Below are 17159 nucleotides of genomic sequence, written 5' to 3'. Positions count from 1 at the left end.
GACGCGACCATTGTGGACCGCGGCACTGACAACCCGGGCCGGGACCCGGTGTCGGCGGTCCGGCCCGGCGGGCGGGGTCGCCCTCGCCGCGGCTGCCCGCAGGCTACGCGATCCGCTGTGGGCGTACGTCGTCCGGGAACTTCGCCGCGGGTCCGCCCGCTTGCATACAGTGGCAGGACCGGCAGGAAAACAGCGGTTTCCAGCTCCGCATCCGCGATCGAAGGGACGTACATGCCCATGGGTCACACGGCCACAGACCAGGCAGGCACCGGGGGCCTGACAGCGACCGAGCACCGCCTGGCCAACGGGCTGCGCGTGGTGCTCTCCGAGGACCACCTGACCCCGGTCGCGGCGGTGTGCCTCTGGTACGACGTCGGCTCGCGCCACGAAGTCAAGGGCCGTACCGGCCTGGCTCACCTCTTCGAGCATCTGATGTTCCAGGGCTCGGGCCAGGTCAAGGGCAACGGCCACTTCGAGCTGGTGCAGGGCGCCGGCGGCTCGCTCAACGGCACCACGAGCTTCGAGCGGACCAACTACTTCGAGACCATGCCCGCCCACCAGCTGGAACTCGCCCTCTGGCTGGAGGCCGACCGCATGGGCTCCCTGCTGGCCGCCCTGGACGACGAGTCCATGGAGAACCAGCGGGACGTCGTCAAGAACGAACGCCGGCAGCGCTACGACAACGTGCCGTACGGCACCGCCTTCGAGAAGCTGACCGCTCTCGCCTACCCGGAGGGCCACCCCTACCACCACACGCCGATCGGTTCGATGGCCGACCTGGACGCGGCGACGCTGGAGGACGCGCGCGCGTTCTTCCGCACCTACTACGCGCCCAACAACGCGGTCCTGTCGGTCGTCGGCGACATCGACCCCGAGCAGACGCTCGCCTGGGTCGAGAAGTACTTCGGCTCCATCCCCGGGCACGACGGCAAGCCCGCGCCCCGCGACGGCTCGCTCCCCGACATCATCGGCGAGCAGCTGCGGGAGGTCGTCGAGGAGGAGGTGCCGGCGCGCGCCCTGATGGCCGCCTACCGGCTGCCGCAGGACGGCACGCGCGCGTGCGACGCCGCCGACCTGGCGCTCACGGTCCTCGGCAGCGGCGAGTCCTCCCGCCTCTACAACCGGCTCGTGCGACGCGACCGTACGGCCGTGGCGGCCGGTTTCGGGCTGCTGCGCCTGGCCGGGGCGCCCTCGCTGGGCTGGCTGGACGTGAAGACGTCCGGTGACGTCGAGGTGCCGGTCATCGAGGCCGCCATCGACGAGGAACTCGCCCGGTTCGCCGCGGAGGGCCCCACGAGCGAGGAGATGGAGCGCGCCCAGGCCCAGTTGGAGCGCGAGTGGCTGGACCGGCTCGGCACGGTCGCGGGCCGCGCCGACGAACTGTGCCGCTTCGCCGTCCTGTTCGGCGACCCGCAGCTCGCCCTGACCGCCGTCCAGCGCGTCCTGGAGATCACCCCGCAGGAGGTCCAGGAGATCGCCAAGGCCCGCCTGCGGCCCGACAACCGGGCGGTGCTCGTCTACGAACCCGTCTCCGGAGAGGTCGCCGAGGACGCGGATCCCCCCGAAGACCCCGAGGCCGAGGCCACGGTCGAAGCCGGCGACAAGAACGAGGAGGCGGCCAAGTGAGCGAGCTCGCCACGATGGAGTTCCACCCGCAGCCCCAGGCCGGCGAGGCCAGGCCGTGGGCGTTCCCCGCGCCCACGCGCGGGGCGCTCGACAACGGCCTGACCGTGCTGCGCTGCCACCGCCCCGGACAGCAGGTCGTCGCCGTCGAGGTGCTCCTGGACGCACCCCTGGAGGCCGAGCCGACCGGCTTCGACGGCGTCGCCACGATCATGGCGCGGGCCTTCTCCGAGGGCACCGACAAGCACTCCGCCGAGGAGTTCGCCGCCGAGCTGGAGCGCTGCGGCGCCACCCTCGACGCGCACGCCGACCACCCTGGTGTCCGCCTCAGCCTCGAAGTGCCGGCCTCCCGCCTGGCCAAGGCGCTCGGCCTGCTCGCCGACGCCCTCAGGGCGCCCGCGTTCGCCGACGGCGAGGTCGAGCGGCTGGTGCGCAACCGTCTGGACGAGATCCCGCACGAGCTGGCCAACCCCTCCCGCCGGGCGGCCAAGGAGCTCTCCAGGGAGCTGTTCCCGGCGACCTCGCGCATGTCCCGCCCGCGGCAGGGCACCGAGGAGACCGTCGAGAAGATCGACGCGGCCGCCGTACGCGCCTTCTACGACCGTCACGTCCGGCCCGCCACGGCCACCGCGGTCGTCGTCGGCGACCTCACCGGCATCGACCTGGACGCCCTGCTCGGCGAGACCCTGGGCACCTGGACGGGCTCCACGGCCGAGCCCCGTCCCGTGCCGCCGGTGACCGCCGACGACACCGGGCGCGTGATCATCGTGGACCGTCCCGGCGCCGTCCAGACGCAGCTGCTCATCGGCCGCGTCGGCGCAGACCGGCACGACCGCGTGTGGCCGGCGCAGGTGCTCGGCACGTACTGCCTCGGCGGCACCCTCACCTCCCGCCTGGACCGCGTCCTGCGCGAGGAGAAGGGCTACACCTACGGTGTGCGCGCGTTCGGGCAGGTCCTCAGGTCCGCCCCGGACGGCACGGGCGCGTCGATGCTCGCCATCAGCGGCTCCGTCGACACCCCGAACACCGGTCCGGCGCTCGACGACCTCTGGAAGGTGCTGCGCACGCTCGCCGAGGGCGGCCTCACCGACGCCGAGGTCGACGTCGCCGTGCAGAACCTCGTGGGCGTGGCGCCGCTGAAGTACGAGACCGCGGCGGCGGTCGCGAGCACGCTGGCCGACCAGGTCGAGCAGCACCTGCCCGACGACTACCAGGCGACGCTGTATCAGCAGCTCGCCGCGACCGGCACGGTGGAGGCCACCGCGGCGGTCGTGAACGCGTTCCCGGTGGACCGTCTGGTGACCGTCCTCGTCGGCGACGCGGCGCAGATCAAGGCGCCGGTGGAGGCGCTCGGCATCGGTGAAGTGACCGTGGTTTCCGCCGAGTAGCGGCACGCGCGCGTGGAGGGGCCCTGGTGACTGACCTGTCACTAGGGCCCTTCTATGTCCGAATTGGCGCGGAATTGAAGGAGAGATGCCTGTCTGCCCTGTGGGATGCGCTACAAAAGCCGCGATCCGTTTGGGGATTGAAAGGCGCCCCGCTTAGCGTCATGCGGGCTGTTCGTCAGGCAGTGCGCCGCACCCGCGGCACCGGACAGTCATCGCCGAGTCCCCGTACGGCGCGAGCCAGGGGAGCCGGGGACCCACCGCAGTCCCTGGGGTGAATCGGACGCCCGCGCGAGCCGCGAGGGGGTCCGTAGGAGACCTTCCTGCTCCGAACCCGTCAGCTAACCCGGTAGGCGAGAGGGAAGGAAAGGACCAGCCTGTACATGGCGTTCATGTGCGCCACCGGGAAGCACCGTCGTCCCAGCCGGATCAAGCGTTCCACCGCCCAGGTCGCCGGCGTCGCGGCCCTCGCCACCACCGGTGTGATCGGTGCCCTCGCGGCACCCGCGCTCGCCGCCGACAACTCCGTCGACGCCGTCGAGCAGACCGGCTTCACCCCCGTCATCAGCATCGGCGACTCGATCGCCGAGAAGATCGACGCGCAGGCCGAGGCCCAGAAGCAGGCCGCCGAGGAGGCCGCCCGCAAGAAGGCCGCCGAGGAGGCCGCCCGCAAGAAGGCCGAAGCGCTCGCCAAGAAGGAGCGCGAGGCCAAGGAGCGCGCCGCCCGTGAGGCCGAGCGCAAGCGCCTGAACTCCTTCGTCGCGCCGATCTCCAACTCGTACGTCTCCACCGGCTACAAGGCCAGCAGCTCCCTGTGGTCCTCCGGCAGCCACACCGGCATCGACTTCCACGCGGCGAGCGGCACGTCCGTCCACGCGGTGGGCTACGGCACGGTCGTCCAGACCGGCTGGGGCGGGGCCTACGGCAACCAGATCGTGATCAAGATGAACGACGGGACGTACACCCAGTACGGCCACCTGTCGTCCATCGGCGTCTCGGTCGGCCAGAAGGTCGTCACCGGCCAGCAGATCGGTCTCTCCGGCTCCACCGGCAACACCACCGGACCGCACCTGCACTTCGAGGCCCGTACGACCCCCGACTACGGCTCGGACATCGACCCGGTCGCGTACCTGCGCTCGCACGGTGTGAACGTCTAGCGACGCGCCGCCAGACTCCGAGGACCCCGGCTCCCCCGAGCCGGGGTTTTCGTCGTTTCTGTCACCCCTCTGTCCAAAAAATATCCATGGATTCCGGCCCCCCGTCGGAAATTCCGGCTCATTGCAATAGAGTCGCTGGACACAACGTCAATCGTCGACGTTTCACGGGGATTAAGACGGAGGTCGGTCATGCGTATTCCGGCGCACTCGGTGTGCACGGCCATCCGGGACGACATCGTCGCGGGTGTCTACGAGCGTGGCGGCCGTCTCACCGAGGAACTCCTCGCCCGTCGTTACGGCGTCTCGCGCGTCCCCGTCCGTGAGGCCCTGCGCACCCTGGAGGCCGAGGGCTTCGTGGTGACCCGCCGGCACGCGGGCGCGTGCGTGGCGGAACCGACCGAGCAGGAGGCCGCCGACCTGCTGGAGATGCGCATGCTGCTGGAGCCGCTGGGTGCCTCCCGGGCAGCCCAGCGGCGCACCGAGGCCCACCTCAAGGTCCTGCGCGGCCTGGTCAGACTGGGCCAGGAGCGCGCCAGGAGGGGCGGCAGCGAGGATCTGCGCTCTCTGGGGGGCTGGTTCCACGAGACGCTCGCCCAGGCCTCCGGCAGCCCCGCCCTGACCTCGATGCTGACCCAGCTGCGCCACAAGATCACCTGGATGTACGCGGTGGACGCGCCGGCCAACCCCGTGGAGTCCTGGGCGGAGCACGGCGCGATCGTCGACGCCGTGGCCCGGGGCGACGCCGAGCGCGCGCGGGCGATCACGAGCCTGCACACCGAGCGCTCGACCGCCGCGCACCGGCTGCGATTCGGCGGCGCGAACGGTGTGAGGAACTCGCAACATGCCGTAAACATGTCGAGCCTGCGGCATTAACACGAGCGCCGTATACAAAGAGCAGGAAATTCGAGGGGGCTAATTCATGCTGCCCGCCGTCGAGAATTCCCGACCCCGGCACAGGAAATGCGAAGGGCCCGCCCGGTAATTCGGACGAGCCCTTCTGCGGTGCCGCGATCAGACGGTCTCGGGAAGCTCCTCGAGGCCCTCGGAGACCAGCTTGGCCAGACGGTCGAGGGCGGCGTCGGCGCCCTCGGCGTCGGAGGCGAGGACGATCTCCTCGCCACCCTGGGCGCCCAGACCCAGGACGGCCAGCATGGAGGCCGCGTTGACGGGGTTGCCGTCGGCCTTGGCGATCGTCACCGGGATACCTGCGGCCGTGGCGGCCCGGACGAAGATGGAAGCGGGGCGGGCGTGGAGGCCCTCGGCCCAGCCGACGTTGACGCGGCGCTCAGCCATGTGATGCTGCCCTTCGGTGTTCAGGGTTGTCTAGACCAGTTTCCCACAACGTGAAGAGTCTCCGGAGCGGTTCTCGCGTTCCGTCCGGGGTGGATGCTCGGGCCGCGGCCTCGGCCCGATCGACGTCCTCTTCGGTTCTCCACAGACTGCCTCGCGCCGCTGTCGGACGCGAGCCGTACTCTGGGGCCCATGCAGACCGCGTCGGACCGGCACGAGTACCCCGCCCACTGGGAGGCCGACGTGGTGCTGCGCGACGGCGGCACCGCGCGCATCCGCCCCATCACCGTCGATGACGCAGATCGCCTGGTCAGCTTCTACGAGCAGGTCTCGGACGAGTCGAAGTACTACCGCTTCTTCGCGCCCTACCCTCGCCTGTCCGCAAAGGACGTCCACCGCTTCACGCACCACGACTTTGTGGACCGGGTGGGACTCGCGGCCACGGTCGGCGGCGAGTTCATCGCCACCGTACGCTATGACCGCATCGGCGCCGACGGAACGCCCGCGTCCGCGCCCGCCGACGAGGCGGAGGTCGCCTTCCTCGTCCAGGACGCCCACCAAGGCCGCGGCGTCGCCTCCGCCCTCCTCGAACACATCGCCGCCGTCGCGCGCGAGCGGGGCATCCGCCGCTTCGCCGCCGAGGTGCTGCCCGCCAACACCAAGATGATCAAGGTGTTCACGGACGCCGGGTACACCCAGAAGCGCCACTTCGAGGACGGCGTCGTCCGCCTGGAGTTCGACCTCGAACCCACCGACCGCTCCCTCGCCGTGCAACGCGCGCGCGAGCAGCGCGCCGAGGGGCGTTCCGTACGCCGCCTGCTGGCACCCGGCTCCGTCGCCGTCATCGGCGCCGGCCGCGCACCCGGGGGAGTGGGCCGCAGCGTTCTCGACAACATCCGGGACGCCGGTTACGCCGGGCGCCTGTACGCCGTCAACGGCGCCTTCCCAGAGGACCTCAAGGAACTCGCCGGCGTCCCCGCCCACCGCTCCGTGCGGGACATCGACGGCCCCGTCGACCTCGCCGTCGTCGCCGTCCCCGCCGACCACGTCCCCCAGGTCGTCACCGAGTGCGGCGAGCACGGCGTCCAGGGACTCGTCGTGATCTCCGCCGGGTACGCCGAGAGCGGCCCCGAGGGACGCGAGCGCCAGCGCGAACTCGTCCGGCACGCGCGCACGTACGGCATGCGGATCATCGGCCCGAACGCCTTCGGCGTCATCAACACCTCCGAGCAGGTACGGCTCAACGCCTCCCTCGCCCCCCAGATGCCCCGCCCCGGCCGCATCGGCCTGTTCGCCCAGTCCGGCGCCATCGCCATCGCCCTGCTCTCCCGGCTGCACCGACGCGGCGGCGGAGTCACCGGCGTCACCGGCGTGTCCACCTTCGTCTCCTCCGGCAACCGCGCCGACGTCTCCGGCAACGACCTCATCCAGTACTGGTACGACGACCCGGACACCGACGTCGTCCTGATGTACCTGGAGTCCATCGGCAACCCCCGCAAGTTCACCCGCCTCGCCCGGCGCACGGCGGCCGCCAAGCCGCTGGTCGTCGTCCAGGGCGCCGGTTCGGCGCCGCAGGGCCACGCCGTACGCGCCACCCGGCTGCCGCACGCCACGGTCTCCGCGCTGCTCAGGCAGGCCGGCGTCATCCGCGTCGACACGATCACCGAACTGGTCGACGCCGGACTGCTGCTCGCCCGCCAGCCGCTTCCGGCCGGACCCCGGGTGGCGATCCTGGGCAACTCCGAGTCGCTCGGCCTGCTCACGTACGACGCCTGCCTCGCCGAGGGCCTGAGGCCGCAGCGGCCGCTGGACCTGACCACCGAGGCCTCCGCCGCGGACTTCCACACGGCGCTGCTGCACGCGCTGGAGGACGACTCCTGCGACACGGTCGTGGTGACGGCGATCCCGGCCATCGGAGAGGCCTCGCCCGGCGACGCGGAGCTGGCCGAGGCGCTGCGGTCGGCCGCCCAGGCCGTCCCCGGCAAGCCCGTGCTGGTGGTCCACGTGGAGCTCGGCGGGCTCGCGCAAGCCCTGTCCGCCGCGGCGAGCACCGCACCCCAGACCGGTTCGAGCACCCCCTCCGGCGCCCGGCTCCGCCCCTCGCAGATGCTGCCCCCGACGACCCAGGCGGCCCCCGCCACGAGCGCCCCCGCGGAATCCCGCCTCATCCCCGCCTACCCCGCCGCCGAGCGCGCCGTACGGGCCCTCGCCGAAGCCGTGAACTACGCCCAGTGGCGGCGCGACGCCGCCGAGCCCGGCAGGGTGCCCGAGTACGAGGACATCGACGAGAAGGGGGCCGCCGAGCAGATCGACGGCATGCTCGCGCGCGGGCAGGGCCTCACCCTCGGCACCGAGGAGACACACCAGCTCCTCGGCCGGTACGGCATCGACGTCCGCAGGGCCGTCCCCGCCTTCACCCCGCAGGACGCGGTCCGGGCCGCGGACGCCATCGGCTACCCCGTCGCCCTCAAGGCCACCGCCCCGCACCTGCGCCACCGCGCCGACCTGGGCGGCGTGCGCCTCGATCTCGCGGACGAGGAACAACTGCGGCGGGCGTACACCGAGTTGACGGAGCTGTTCGGCGAGCCGGCGGAGCTCCGCCCGGTGGTGCAGGCCATGGCGCCACGCGGCGTGGACACCATCGTGCGGGCCGTCATCGACCCGGCGGCCGGGGCCGTGGTCTCGTTCGGCCTGGCCGGACCGGCCTCCCAGCTGCTCGGTGACATGGCGCACCGGCTGGTCCCGGTCACCGACCGGGAGGCGGCCTCCCTGGTCCGGTCCATCCGGACGGCACCCCTCCTGTTCGGCTGGCGCGGCTCGACCCCCGTCGACACGCCTGCGCTGGAGGAACTGCTGCTGCGGGTGTCACGGCTGGTCGACGACCACCCCGAGGTCGTCGCGGTCACCCTGGAGCCGGTCGTCGTCGCCCCCCGTGGCCTGAGCGTTCTCGGTGCCTCCGTCCGGCTGGCGCCCCCGCCCGCCCGGGACGACCTCGGCCCGCGCACGCTCCCCGTCTACTGAGAGGTGCACCCGTACGGCCTGAGCGGTGCCTCGCAGCCGACGCGCCACCGTAGGATGGACGTCATGGCCAAGACCAGTACGACGACCCAGGGGCTGCGTGCGGCGATCGAGCGCAGCGGCTACTACCCGGCCCTCGTGGCCGAGGCGGTGGAGGCCGCCGTGGGCGGCGAGCCCATCCGGTCGTACCTGGTCCACCAGGAGACGACGTTCGACCAGAACGAGGTCCGGCGGCACGTCACCGTGCTCGTCCTCACCGGCAACCGCTTCATCGTCAGCCACACCGACGAGCAGGCCGCCGACAGCACCTCCCCGACGCCGTACGCGACGACGTCCACCGAGTCCGTGAAGCTCGGCCGGATCTCCTCGGTCGTGGTCAGCCGCGTGGTCGCCAACCCGGAGCAGTACACGCCGGGCACCCTGCCCCGCGAGGTCGTCCTCACCATCGGCTGGGGCGCCGTCTCCCGCATCGACCTCGAACCCGCCGCCTGCGGCGACCCCAACTGCGAGGCCGACCACGGCTACACGGGCAGCTCCACGGCCGACGACCTCAGCCTGCGGGTCAGCGAGGCCGGCGACGGCCCGGAGACGGTGCGCCAGGCGCTCGCCTTCGCCCAGTCGCTCTCCGAGGCGACCGCGGACACCACCCGCTGATGGCCCACCCGCCGCGCCCCGCCGCCCATGATCGAGGGCGCTCCGCGCCCACACCACCTGATGCTCCCTGGGACGCCCATCCCGAACCCCTCTCCGTCGCCTCCGCGCCCCTGCCCGAGTACGGCAGCGGCTCCCTCGCCGACCTGCTGCCCACCCTGGCCGCGGGCATGGGCGTACCGGACACGAAGGCCGCGATCACCGAACTGACCCCCGCCGACCGCAACTGCGTGTTCCTGGTCGACGGTCTGGGCTGGGAGCAGCTGAAGGCGCACGCGGACGAGGCGCCCTTCATGACCTCGCTGCTCGGCAGCTCGCGCGGCGGCACCGGCCGTCCCCTGACCACCGGCTACCCGGCGACCACCGCGACCTCCCTCGCCTCCGTCGGCACCGGCCTGCCCCCGGGCGCGCACGGCCTGCCCGGATACACCGCGCGCAACCCGGAGACCGGCGAGCTGATGAACCAGCTGCGCTGGCAGCCGTGGACGCCGCCGCAGACCTGGCAGCCGTACCCGACGATCTTCCAGCTCGCCCACCGGGCCGGCGTGCACGCGGCCCAGGTGTCCTCCCCGACCTTCGAGAACACCCCGCTGACCAAGGTCGCGCTCAGCGGCGGAACATTCCACGGGCGGCTGTCCGGCGAGGACCGCATGGACCTCGCCGCCGAGCAACTCGCCGCCGGCGACCGCTCCCTGGTCTACACGTACTACGCCGAACTCGACGGCGCCGGCCACCGCTACGGCGTCGACTCCGACACCTGGCGCGGCCAGCTCATGCACGTCGACCGGCTCGTCCAGCGGCTGACCGAGCAACTCCCGCCGCGCACCGCGCTGTACGTCACCGCCGACCACGGCATGATCGACGTGCCCTTCGACGAGGAGCACCGCATCGACTTCGACGAGGACTGGGAACTGCGCGCCGGGGTCGCCCTGTTGGGCGGCGAGGGCCGGGCCCGTCACGTCTACGCAGTCCCCGGCGCCGAGAACGACGTGCTGACGTGCTGGCGCGAGGTGCTCGGCGAGCAGTTCTGGGTGGCCTCGCGGGAGGAGGCGATCGCGGCGGGCTGGTTCGGCCCGCACATCGACGACCGCGTCCGCGCCCGCATCGGCGACGTCGTGGCGGCCGCCCGCGACGACGTCCTGATCATCGCCTCCGAGCGGGAGCCGAAGGAGTCGGCGATGGTCGGCAACCACGGCTCGATGACCCCTGCCGAACAACTGGTCCCGCTGCTCGAAGTACGCTCCTGAAGCGCTGCCCGCCCTCCCGCCGCCCCGCCCGCCGAAAGGTGCTCGACCTCCCATGCCCGAGCTGGTGTTCTTCTCCGGAACGATGGACTGCGGGAAGTCCACGCTGGCTCTGCAGATAGAGCACAACCGTTCGGCGCGTGGCCTGGCGGGCATGATCTTCACCCGCGACGACCGCGCCGGCGAGGGCAAACTCTCCTCGCGACTGGGCCTGGTCACCGACGCTGTGGAGGTCGAGGACGGCCAGGACCTCTACGCCCACCTCGTCGACCACCTCTCGCAGGGCGGCCGCGCGGACTACGTCATCGCAGACGAGGCGCAGTTCCTCGCCCCGGAGCAGATCGACCAGCTCGCCCGCGTCGTCGACGACCTGGGCCTGGACGTCTACGCCTTCGGCATCACCACAGACTTCCGCTCCAAGCTCTTCCCCGGCTCCCAGCGCCTGGTCGAACTCGCCGACCGCGTCGAGGTGTTGCAGGTCGAGGCCCTGTGCTGGTGCGGCGCCCGCGCCACCCACAACGCCCGCACGATAGGCGGCGAGATGGTCGTCGAGGGCGCCCAGGTGGTCGTCGGCGACGTCAACCAGGCCGAGGCCGTCGGCTACGAGGTCCTGTGCCGCCGTCACCACCGCCGCCGCATGACGGCGGCCACCGCACGGGCGGCGGCGCTGTCGCCGGACGTGCTGCCGGTCTCCCCGGCCTGATACGGCCGCCGCCCGCGGCTCAGCGCGGGCTCTGGATCAGGGAGAACAGCGCTCCCTCCGGGTCCGCCACCGTCGCCACGCGGCCGTGGACGCTGTCCTTCGGCGGCCTGAGGACGTGCCCGCCGAGGTCGGTCAGCCGGGCCGCCGCCTCGTCCGCGTCCGCCACCTCGAAGTACGTCGTCCAGTGCGGGCCCCGGTCCCGGGGGAGTGCGTTGCCGACGCCGTGCAGGCCGGCGACCGGGCGGCCGTCGATGTGCAGGGTGACGTAGTCGAAGTCGGCGGAGACGACCTTCCTCTCCTCGTAGCCGAAGACCGTCTCGTAGAACTTGGCCACACCGGCCGTCTCATAGGTGACCAGCTCGTTCCACGCGGGGGTGCCGGGCACGCCGGTGAGGGCCGTGCCGCCGTGGGCGGCGGCCTGCCAGATCCCGAAGACCGCGCCGGAGGGGTCGGAGCCGATCGCCAGCCGGCCCGCTTCGGCCGCGTCCAGCGGGCCCACCCCGACCGTGCCGCCGCACAGCCGTACCGTCTCCGCGGTCAGGTCCACGTCGTCCGAGGCTAGGTAGGGCGTCCAGGCGATGGGGAGTTGGCGGTCCGGGGGCAGCTGGCCGATGCCGGCGACCTCGTAGCCGTCCAGCAGGGCCCGCACATAGGGGCCGAGCTGGTGCGGGCCCGGTTCGAACTCCCAGCCGAACAGCGCCGCGTAGAACTCCTCGGTCGCCGTCAGCCCGTGCACCATCAGACTCACCCAGCAGGGCGTACCCGGTCTGTGCCCGGCCCGCTTCTCGCCGTTCGGGCCGGCCGACTCCAGTGCCTCCGTCATCGTCACTCTCTCCTCGACCCCTCGCGGTGGCCGTGTCGCGTCCGCTTACCGGATCCCCGTGCCGATGCTCGCACCACCCGCGGTGCCGTGCGCCGCGGGCGCGCTCGCCACGCCGAGCCCCGTGTCCGGAGCATGCCGGGTGCGGCTTCCCGTCGTTTCCGCGCAGTGTCGGCGGATGTCGATCCGCTGTACAGCATGTGCCCGAACCCGTACGCCTCGTGATCGGGCCTGCCCGGCGGAGCAGAGTAGCCGGACATCGACGATGCGGCCACCCCGTGCGCGAGGATGGTGGCCATGAACGCCATCATCTCCGCTTCCGAACTCGCGAGCGGCCTCGCGGGCGCCAACCCGCCCGTCCTGCTCGACGTCCGCTGGCAGCTGAGCCTCGCCCAGGCGCCCTTCGACGGGCGCGCCGAGTACGCGGCCGGGCACATCCCCGGCGCCGTGTACGTCGACCTGGACTCGGAGCTGGCCGCTGCGCCCGACGAACGCGGCCGGCACCCGCTGCCCGACCTCGACGTCTTCGGCGCCGCCATGCGCCGGGCCGGTGTCTCCACCGGGACGCCGGTGGTCGTGTACGACGGCGGGCTTGGCTGGGCGGCGGCTCGCGCCTGGTGGTTGCTGCGCTGGACGGGTCACCCGGACGTGCGGGTCCTCGACGGCGGGTTGCCGACGTGGGAGGGGGAACTGCAGACGTCCGCACCGACGCCGGCGGCAGGCGACTTCGAGCCGGTGCCGGGTGCCATGGGGCTGCTGGACGCCGACGGCGCCGCGACGCTGGCGCGCTCCGGGGTGCTGTTCGACGCGCGGGCGGGGGAGCGGTACCGGGGCGAGGTGGAGCCGATCGACCGGGTCGGCGGGCACATCCCGGGGGCGGTGTCGGCGCCGACGAACGAGAACGTCGGTACGGACGGGCGCTTCCTGCCCGCCGAGCAGTTGGCCGAGCGCTTCAAGTCCCTCGGTGCGGGCGGCGGTTCGGACGTCGGCGTGTACTGCGGCTCGGGAGTCTCGGCGGCGCACGAGGTGCTGGCGCTGGCGGTGGCGGGCATTCCGGCGGCGCTGTACGTCGGGTCGTGGTCGGAATGGTCGTCGGACCCGAAGCGGCCGATCGCGGTGGGGCCGGATCCGCAGTAGTCCGCCCACCGAGCGGGAAGGCCCGCACCGTCGTCGGTGCGGGCCTCCTGCCGTGCTGACCGGGCGTCAACCGCCGTACGCCCGGTTACTCCTGCTTCTTGCGTCGCGTGCCGAAGACGATCTCGTCCCAGCTCGGGACCGCGGCCCGGCGGCCGGGGCGGACGCCGTCGGCCTCCGCCTGGCGGTCCGTGGCGCCGATCAGGCGGTCGCGGTGGCTGCCGACGGAGCGGGGCATGAGAACGTCCGCGTAGGCGGAACCGGCCGAGGCCGCGGGGGCCGGGGGCTCCTCCTCCTCGGGCTCGACGGCGGGCGGCTCCTCCTCAGGAGGCGCGGTCTCCGGCGGGCGCTCCGGGACGACCAGGTCGCCACGGAAGCTCGGTACGGCCTCCAACAGGCTGGTCAGCGAGTCCCGTTCGCTCGCGGTGCTCTCCTCGGCGGGCTCGGACGCCTGGGCCGGCAGGCTCGGCCGGTCCAGGGAACGGTCCAGCGGACGGTCGCGCGGCAGCCGTGCGATGCGCGGTACGAAGGGAAAGCTGGGCTCCGGCGCGGCGAGGTCGTCGGACTCGCCGATCAGCGAGCGCGCCTCCTCGTCGACGGCCTGGACGAGCCGCCGGGGCGGGTCGTACGTCCAGCTCGCCGAGTGCGGTTCGCCCGCGACCCGGTAGACCAGCAGGACCTCCCAGGTGCCGTCGTCGCGGCGCCAGGAGTCCCACTGCACCGTGTCCTTCTCGGCGCCGCGCAGCAGCAACCGCTCCTGGACGGCCTCGCCGAGCTGGGGTCCGGCGTTCTCGCCGGGGCGGCGGACGGGTGTCTTGCGGGCCCGCTCGGCCATGAACGCGCGCTCGGCGAGGACAGGGCCCTCGAAGCGACGTACCCGGTCGACGGGGATGCCTGCGAGCTGGGCGACCTCTTCCGCGGTGGCTCCGGCGCGTATACGCGCCTGGATGTCGCGGGGGCGGAGATGGCTTTCGACCTCGATCTCGATCTGGCCGAGGCGGGGTCGGTCACCGCGGACGGCGGCACGCAGCCGCTCGTCGATCGGCAGCGTGTACTCCGTTGAGTCGGCAGCCTTCAGCACCAGCCGTGTGCCGTCATTGGAGACGGCCACGACACGCAGTTCGGGCATGGGGACCTCCCGGGTGGTGCCTGCCGACGTCACGTGCGTCGCTGCTTCCGCTAGTCGAGTGTGGCCTGCCCGGGTGCAGCCTGCCACAACCTTGCCGAGTTGCCCGGCGTGTCGGGCACGGGCCCTGGATCGCCGTTATGGCACGGTTACCTATTCGCAACGCTAAGTGACCAACTCCGTCACCCTGTGCAACTAGCCCCCTCCCGGCGGTCCTTCAAGCCCCGGACGCCCTGGCGGGAGACCGGACCCAGGGCTCGCAACAGTACTCCATTTGGACCACGTGCGTGGATTGGCACGCCACCCAACTTCTGGCAACGGACCGGAGTTGACCGCCCGTTGCCCGTTTTCCGGATCTTGAACGTGGCGTACTTCACGCAATCGCCAGAAATGGAACCAATGGCTTCGGCCGCACTACGAGCCCAACACCCTTCGCAGGTAGTCGTTCTGGAACCGCCGGTCGGGGTCGAGCCGGTCCCGCAGCGCGGTGAACTCGCCGAAGCGGGGATAGACGCCCGCGAAGTACTCGGCGTCGCGGGTGTGCACCTTGCCCCAGTGCGGACGTCCCTCGTGTGCGGTGAAGATGCGCTCGGCGGCCGTGAAGTAGGCCTGGTAGGGCGTGCCCTTGAACATGTGGACGGCGACGTAGGCGCTGTCGCGGCCCGACGCGGTGGACAGGGTGATGTCGTCGGCGGGCGCCGTGCGCACCTCGACGGGGAAGCTGACCCTGAGGTCGGAGCGGTCGACCATCGCCTTCAGTTCGCGCAGCGTCTCGGTCAGGGCCTCGCGCGGAACGGCGTATTCCATCTCCGTGAACCGCACCCGACGCGGCGATGTGTAGACCTTGTAGGGAATGTCGGTGTACGTCCGCGCTGACAGGGCCCTGCTGGAGACCCGGGCGATCGTCGGGACGGTGGCCGGCACCGCCCGGCCGACCCACTGGGCCACCTGGAAGACGCCGTTGGAGAGGAACTCGTCCTCGAACCAGCCCGCGACCTGGCCGACCGGCTTCTCCGGGCCCGCGCTGCGGTTGTTGCGCTTGGTGTTGGTGCTGCCGGTGTGCGGGAACCAGTAGAACTCGAAGTGCTCGTTCTCGGCCCACAGCGCGTCGAACTCGGCGAGCACCCGCTCGAAGGGCATCGGCTCCTCGCGGGCCGTGAGCAGGAAGACCGGCTCCACGGCGAAGGTGATCGCGGTCACGATGCCGAGGGCGCCCAGGCCGATCCGGGCGGCCGCGAAGACCTCCGGGTTCTCCTTCTCGGAGCAGGTGAGCACCGATCCGTCGGCGGTGACCAGCTCCAGCCCCTTGATCTGCGCGGCGATGGAGGCCGAGTCGCGTCCCGTGCCGTGGGTGCCGGTGCTGGTGGCGCCGGAGACGGTCTGCTCCATGATGTCGCCCATGTTCGTGAGCGAGAGCCCCTCACGCGCGAGCGCCAAATTGAGCCTCTTGAGCGGGGTGCCGGCCTCCACCGTGACGGTCATGGCATCGCGGTCGATCTTGCGGATGCCGGTCAGCAGTTGAGGGCGGATCATCACGCCGTCGGTGGCCGCGATGGACGTGAAGGAGTGCCCGGTACCGACCGGCTTCACGGTCAGCCCGTCCTCCGCGGCCTGCCGGACGGCCGCCGCCAGCTCCTCCACCGAGGCGGGCGTGACCTCCCGCGCGGGGCGGGAGACGACATTGCCGCCCCAGTTACGCCACGTGCCGTTCTTCCCGCTCGCTGTGCTGCTCAACGGTGCCTCCCCGACGCGGAGCCGGCCTGCTGAGCCGGCGGTACCCCAGGAAACCGACCGCGACCGCGACGGCCCCGGACACCGCCGGAACCCCGTACCCGGCCCGCGCGCCGGCCGCGTCGATGACCCAGCCTGCCATGGAGGAGCCGAGCGCGACGCCGACCGCGAGCCCGGTGCTGATCCAGGTCATGCCCTCGGTCGACTGCGCGCGTGGTACGTGCTCTTCGATCAGGGACATCGTCGTGATCATCGTGGGAGCGATGGACAGGCCCGCGACGAAGAGCGCCACGGCCAGAAACGGCAAGTTTCCGACCAGTAGGAGGGGGATCATACTCACGGCCATCGCGCATATGCCCAGCAGCCAGCGACGCTGTGGGGCTCCTGGGAGACGCAGCAGCCCGAAGACGATTCCCGCCACGCAGGATCCGGCCGCGTACAGGGCGAGCACCACGCTCGCGGCCCCCTTGTGGCCCTGCTCGTCGGCGAAGGCCACCGTCACCACGTCCACCGCTCCGAAGATCGTCCCGGTCGCCACGAACGTGGCGACGAGAACCTGCAGTCCACGGGAGCGCAGCGCCGACCCGCCACCGTGCCTGGCCCGGGGATGCGGCTCCGGCTCGGTGCTCCGCTGCGCGGTCAGCCAGAAGACGCCGACCGCCAGGAAACAGGCCGCCAGAAGGGGGCCGGCCTCCGGGAACCAGGCGGTCGACAGCCCGATGGAGATGATCGGCCCGACGATGAAGCACACCTCGTCGACCACCGACTCGAACGAGTACGCGGTGTGCAGGAGCGGGGTCCCGCGGTACAGGTTCGCCCACCGGGCCCGGACCATCGCCCCGAGACTGGGCACGGCCCCGATCCCGGCGGCGCACACGAACAGCACCCAGTCCGGTCCGCCGAAGGAGGTGGCGAGCAGCAGCCCGGCCGCCGACGCGAGGGCGACCAGCGCGGCCGGCCGCAGCACCCGGCGCTGCCCGAACTGGTCCACCAGGCGCGATATCTGCGGACCGATGGCCGCGGCGGCCAGCGCGATGGTGGCCGACAGGGCGCCCGCTAGGCCGTACCGCCCGCTGATCTGCGAGATCATCGTGACGACACCGATGCCCATCATGGACAGCGGCATCCTGCCGAGGAAGCCCGCGACGGAGAAGCGTCTGGAGCCGGGTGCGGCGAACAGGGCGCGATAGGGACTCGGCACGGCGGGCTCCGGTCGGGCGGGAGGGAAGGTGCGGGAGGGAAGCACGGGAGGAAGGCAGACGTAAGGCGCGTACAGC

General features: G+C 72.1%; 14 protein-coding genes and 1 riboswitch. Of the genes, 9 read left to right on the top strand and 5 right to left on the bottom strand.

Annotation, left to right across the window (positions count from 1 at the left end):
- Positions 1-231 precede the first annotated feature (231 nt).
- The 4 genes from ACIGDI_RS29610 (at position 232) to ACIGDI_RS29595 (ending at position 5038) form a co-directional block, all read left to right on the top strand.
- Positions 232-1626: a M16 family metallopeptidase gene (locus ACIGDI_RS29610; protein WP_399902846.1), complete on the top strand. Its 1395-nt coding sequence runs from the start codon at positions 232-234 to the stop codon at positions 1624-1626.
- A complete protein-coding gene (locus ACIGDI_RS29605) occupies positions 1623-3011 on the top strand; it encodes a M16 family metallopeptidase (protein ID WP_399902843.1) in 1389 nt (462 codons plus the stop codon). The genes ACIGDI_RS29610 and ACIGDI_RS29605 overlap by 4 nt, the downstream gene beginning before the upstream one ends.
- A 203-nt stretch (positions 3012-3214) precedes the next feature.
- Positions 3215-3379, top strand: a riboswitch (cyclic di-AMP (ydaO/yuaA leader).
- 12 nt (positions 3380-3391) lie between these two features.
- Positions 3392-4165 carry a M23 family metallopeptidase gene (locus tag ACIGDI_RS29600; protein ID WP_399902840.1) on the top strand — a complete coding sequence of 258 codons (774 nt, stop codon included), beginning with the start codon at positions 3392-3394 and terminating at the stop codon, positions 4163-4165.
- Positions 4166-4354: 189 nt separating this feature from the next.
- Positions 4355-5038 (top strand): GntR family transcriptional regulator, encoded by a 684-nt coding sequence (locus ACIGDI_RS29595; RefSeq protein WP_399902837.1) that lies wholly within the window; start codon positions 4355-4357, stop codon positions 5036-5038.
- Positions 5039-5176: 138 nt separating this feature from the next.
- On the opposite strand, the gene ACIGDI_RS29590 is transcribed toward ACIGDI_RS29595, so the two are convergent.
- Complete coding sequence (locus ACIGDI_RS29590; protein WP_016432192.1) at positions 5177-5458, bottom strand: HPr family phosphocarrier protein; 282 nt, start codon at positions 5456-5458, stop codon at positions 5177-5179.
- Positions 5459-5647: 189 nt separating this feature from the next.
- On the opposite strand from ACIGDI_RS29590, the gene ACIGDI_RS29585 reads away from it, so the two are divergent.
- Genes ACIGDI_RS29585 through ACIGDI_RS29570 form a run of 4 tightly spaced genes read left to right on the top strand, consistent with a single transcriptional unit; the run spans position 5648 to position 11071 of the window.
- Complete coding sequence (locus ACIGDI_RS29585) at positions 5648-8476, top strand: GNAT family N-acetyltransferase (protein WP_399902834.1); 2829 nt, start codon at positions 5648-5650, stop codon at positions 8474-8476.
- Positions 8477-8530: 54 nt separating this feature from the next.
- Positions 8531-9127 (top strand): DUF5998 family protein, encoded by a 597-nt coding sequence (locus ACIGDI_RS29580; RefSeq protein WP_399902830.1) that lies wholly within the window; start codon positions 8531-8533, stop codon positions 9125-9127.
- On the top strand, positions 9127-10371 hold the full coding sequence (locus ACIGDI_RS29575) for an alkaline phosphatase family protein (RefSeq protein WP_399902828.1): 1245 nt from the start codon (positions 9127-9129) through the stop codon (positions 10369-10371). The genes ACIGDI_RS29580 and ACIGDI_RS29575 overlap by 1 nt, the downstream gene beginning before the upstream one ends.
- A 52-nt stretch (positions 10372-10423) precedes the next feature.
- The gene (locus ACIGDI_RS29570) at positions 10424-11071 is read left to right on the top strand and encodes a thymidine kinase (RefSeq protein WP_142143146.1); all 648 of its coding nucleotides are present in this window, start codon (positions 10424-10426) and stop codon (positions 11069-11071) included.
- 19 nt (positions 11072-11090) lie between these two features.
- Here the strand turns inward: ACIGDI_RS29570 and ACIGDI_RS29565 are convergent, their stop codons facing one another.
- Entirely contained in the window at positions 11091-11894 is an 804-nt protein-coding gene (locus ACIGDI_RS29565; protein WP_399902824.1) for a VOC family protein, read from the bottom strand.
- A gap of 294 nt (positions 11895-12188) precedes the next feature.
- On the opposite strand from ACIGDI_RS29565, the gene ACIGDI_RS29560 reads away from it, so the two are divergent.
- Positions 12189-13028, top strand: a complete 840-nt coding sequence (locus tag ACIGDI_RS29560) for a sulfurtransferase (protein ID WP_399902822.1) — start codon at positions 12189-12191, stop codon at positions 13026-13028.
- A gap of 85 nt (positions 13029-13113) precedes the next feature.
- On the opposite strand, the gene sepH is transcribed toward ACIGDI_RS29560, so the two are convergent.
- From sepH to ACIGDI_RS29545, 3 genes are all read right to left on the bottom strand, one after another.
- Positions 13114-14154 carry a septation protein SepH gene (sepH, locus tag ACIGDI_RS29555; protein ID WP_399902820.1) on the bottom strand — a complete coding sequence of 347 codons (1041 nt, stop codon included), beginning with the start codon at positions 14152-14154 and terminating at the stop codon, positions 13114-13116.
- A 411-nt stretch (positions 14155-14565) separates the two neighbouring features.
- Entirely contained in the window at positions 14566-15885 is a 1320-nt protein-coding gene (locus ACIGDI_RS29550) for a D-arabinono-1,4-lactone oxidase (protein ID WP_399902817.1), read from the bottom strand.
- A complete protein-coding gene (locus ACIGDI_RS29545; protein ID WP_399902814.1) occupies positions 15845-17083 on the bottom strand; it encodes an MFS transporter in 1239 nt (412 codons plus the stop codon). The genes ACIGDI_RS29550 and ACIGDI_RS29545 overlap by 41 nt, the downstream gene beginning before the upstream one ends.
- Between the last annotated feature and the right edge of the window lie 76 nt (positions 17084-17159).

The sequence above is a fragment of the Streptomyces sp. NPDC085900 genome (assembly GCF_044540925.1).
Lineage (GTDB): Bacteria > Actinomycetota > Actinomycetes > Streptomycetales > Streptomycetaceae > Streptomyces > Streptomyces gilvifuscus.
This window is presented reverse-complemented; position numbering and strand designations above follow the sequence as displayed.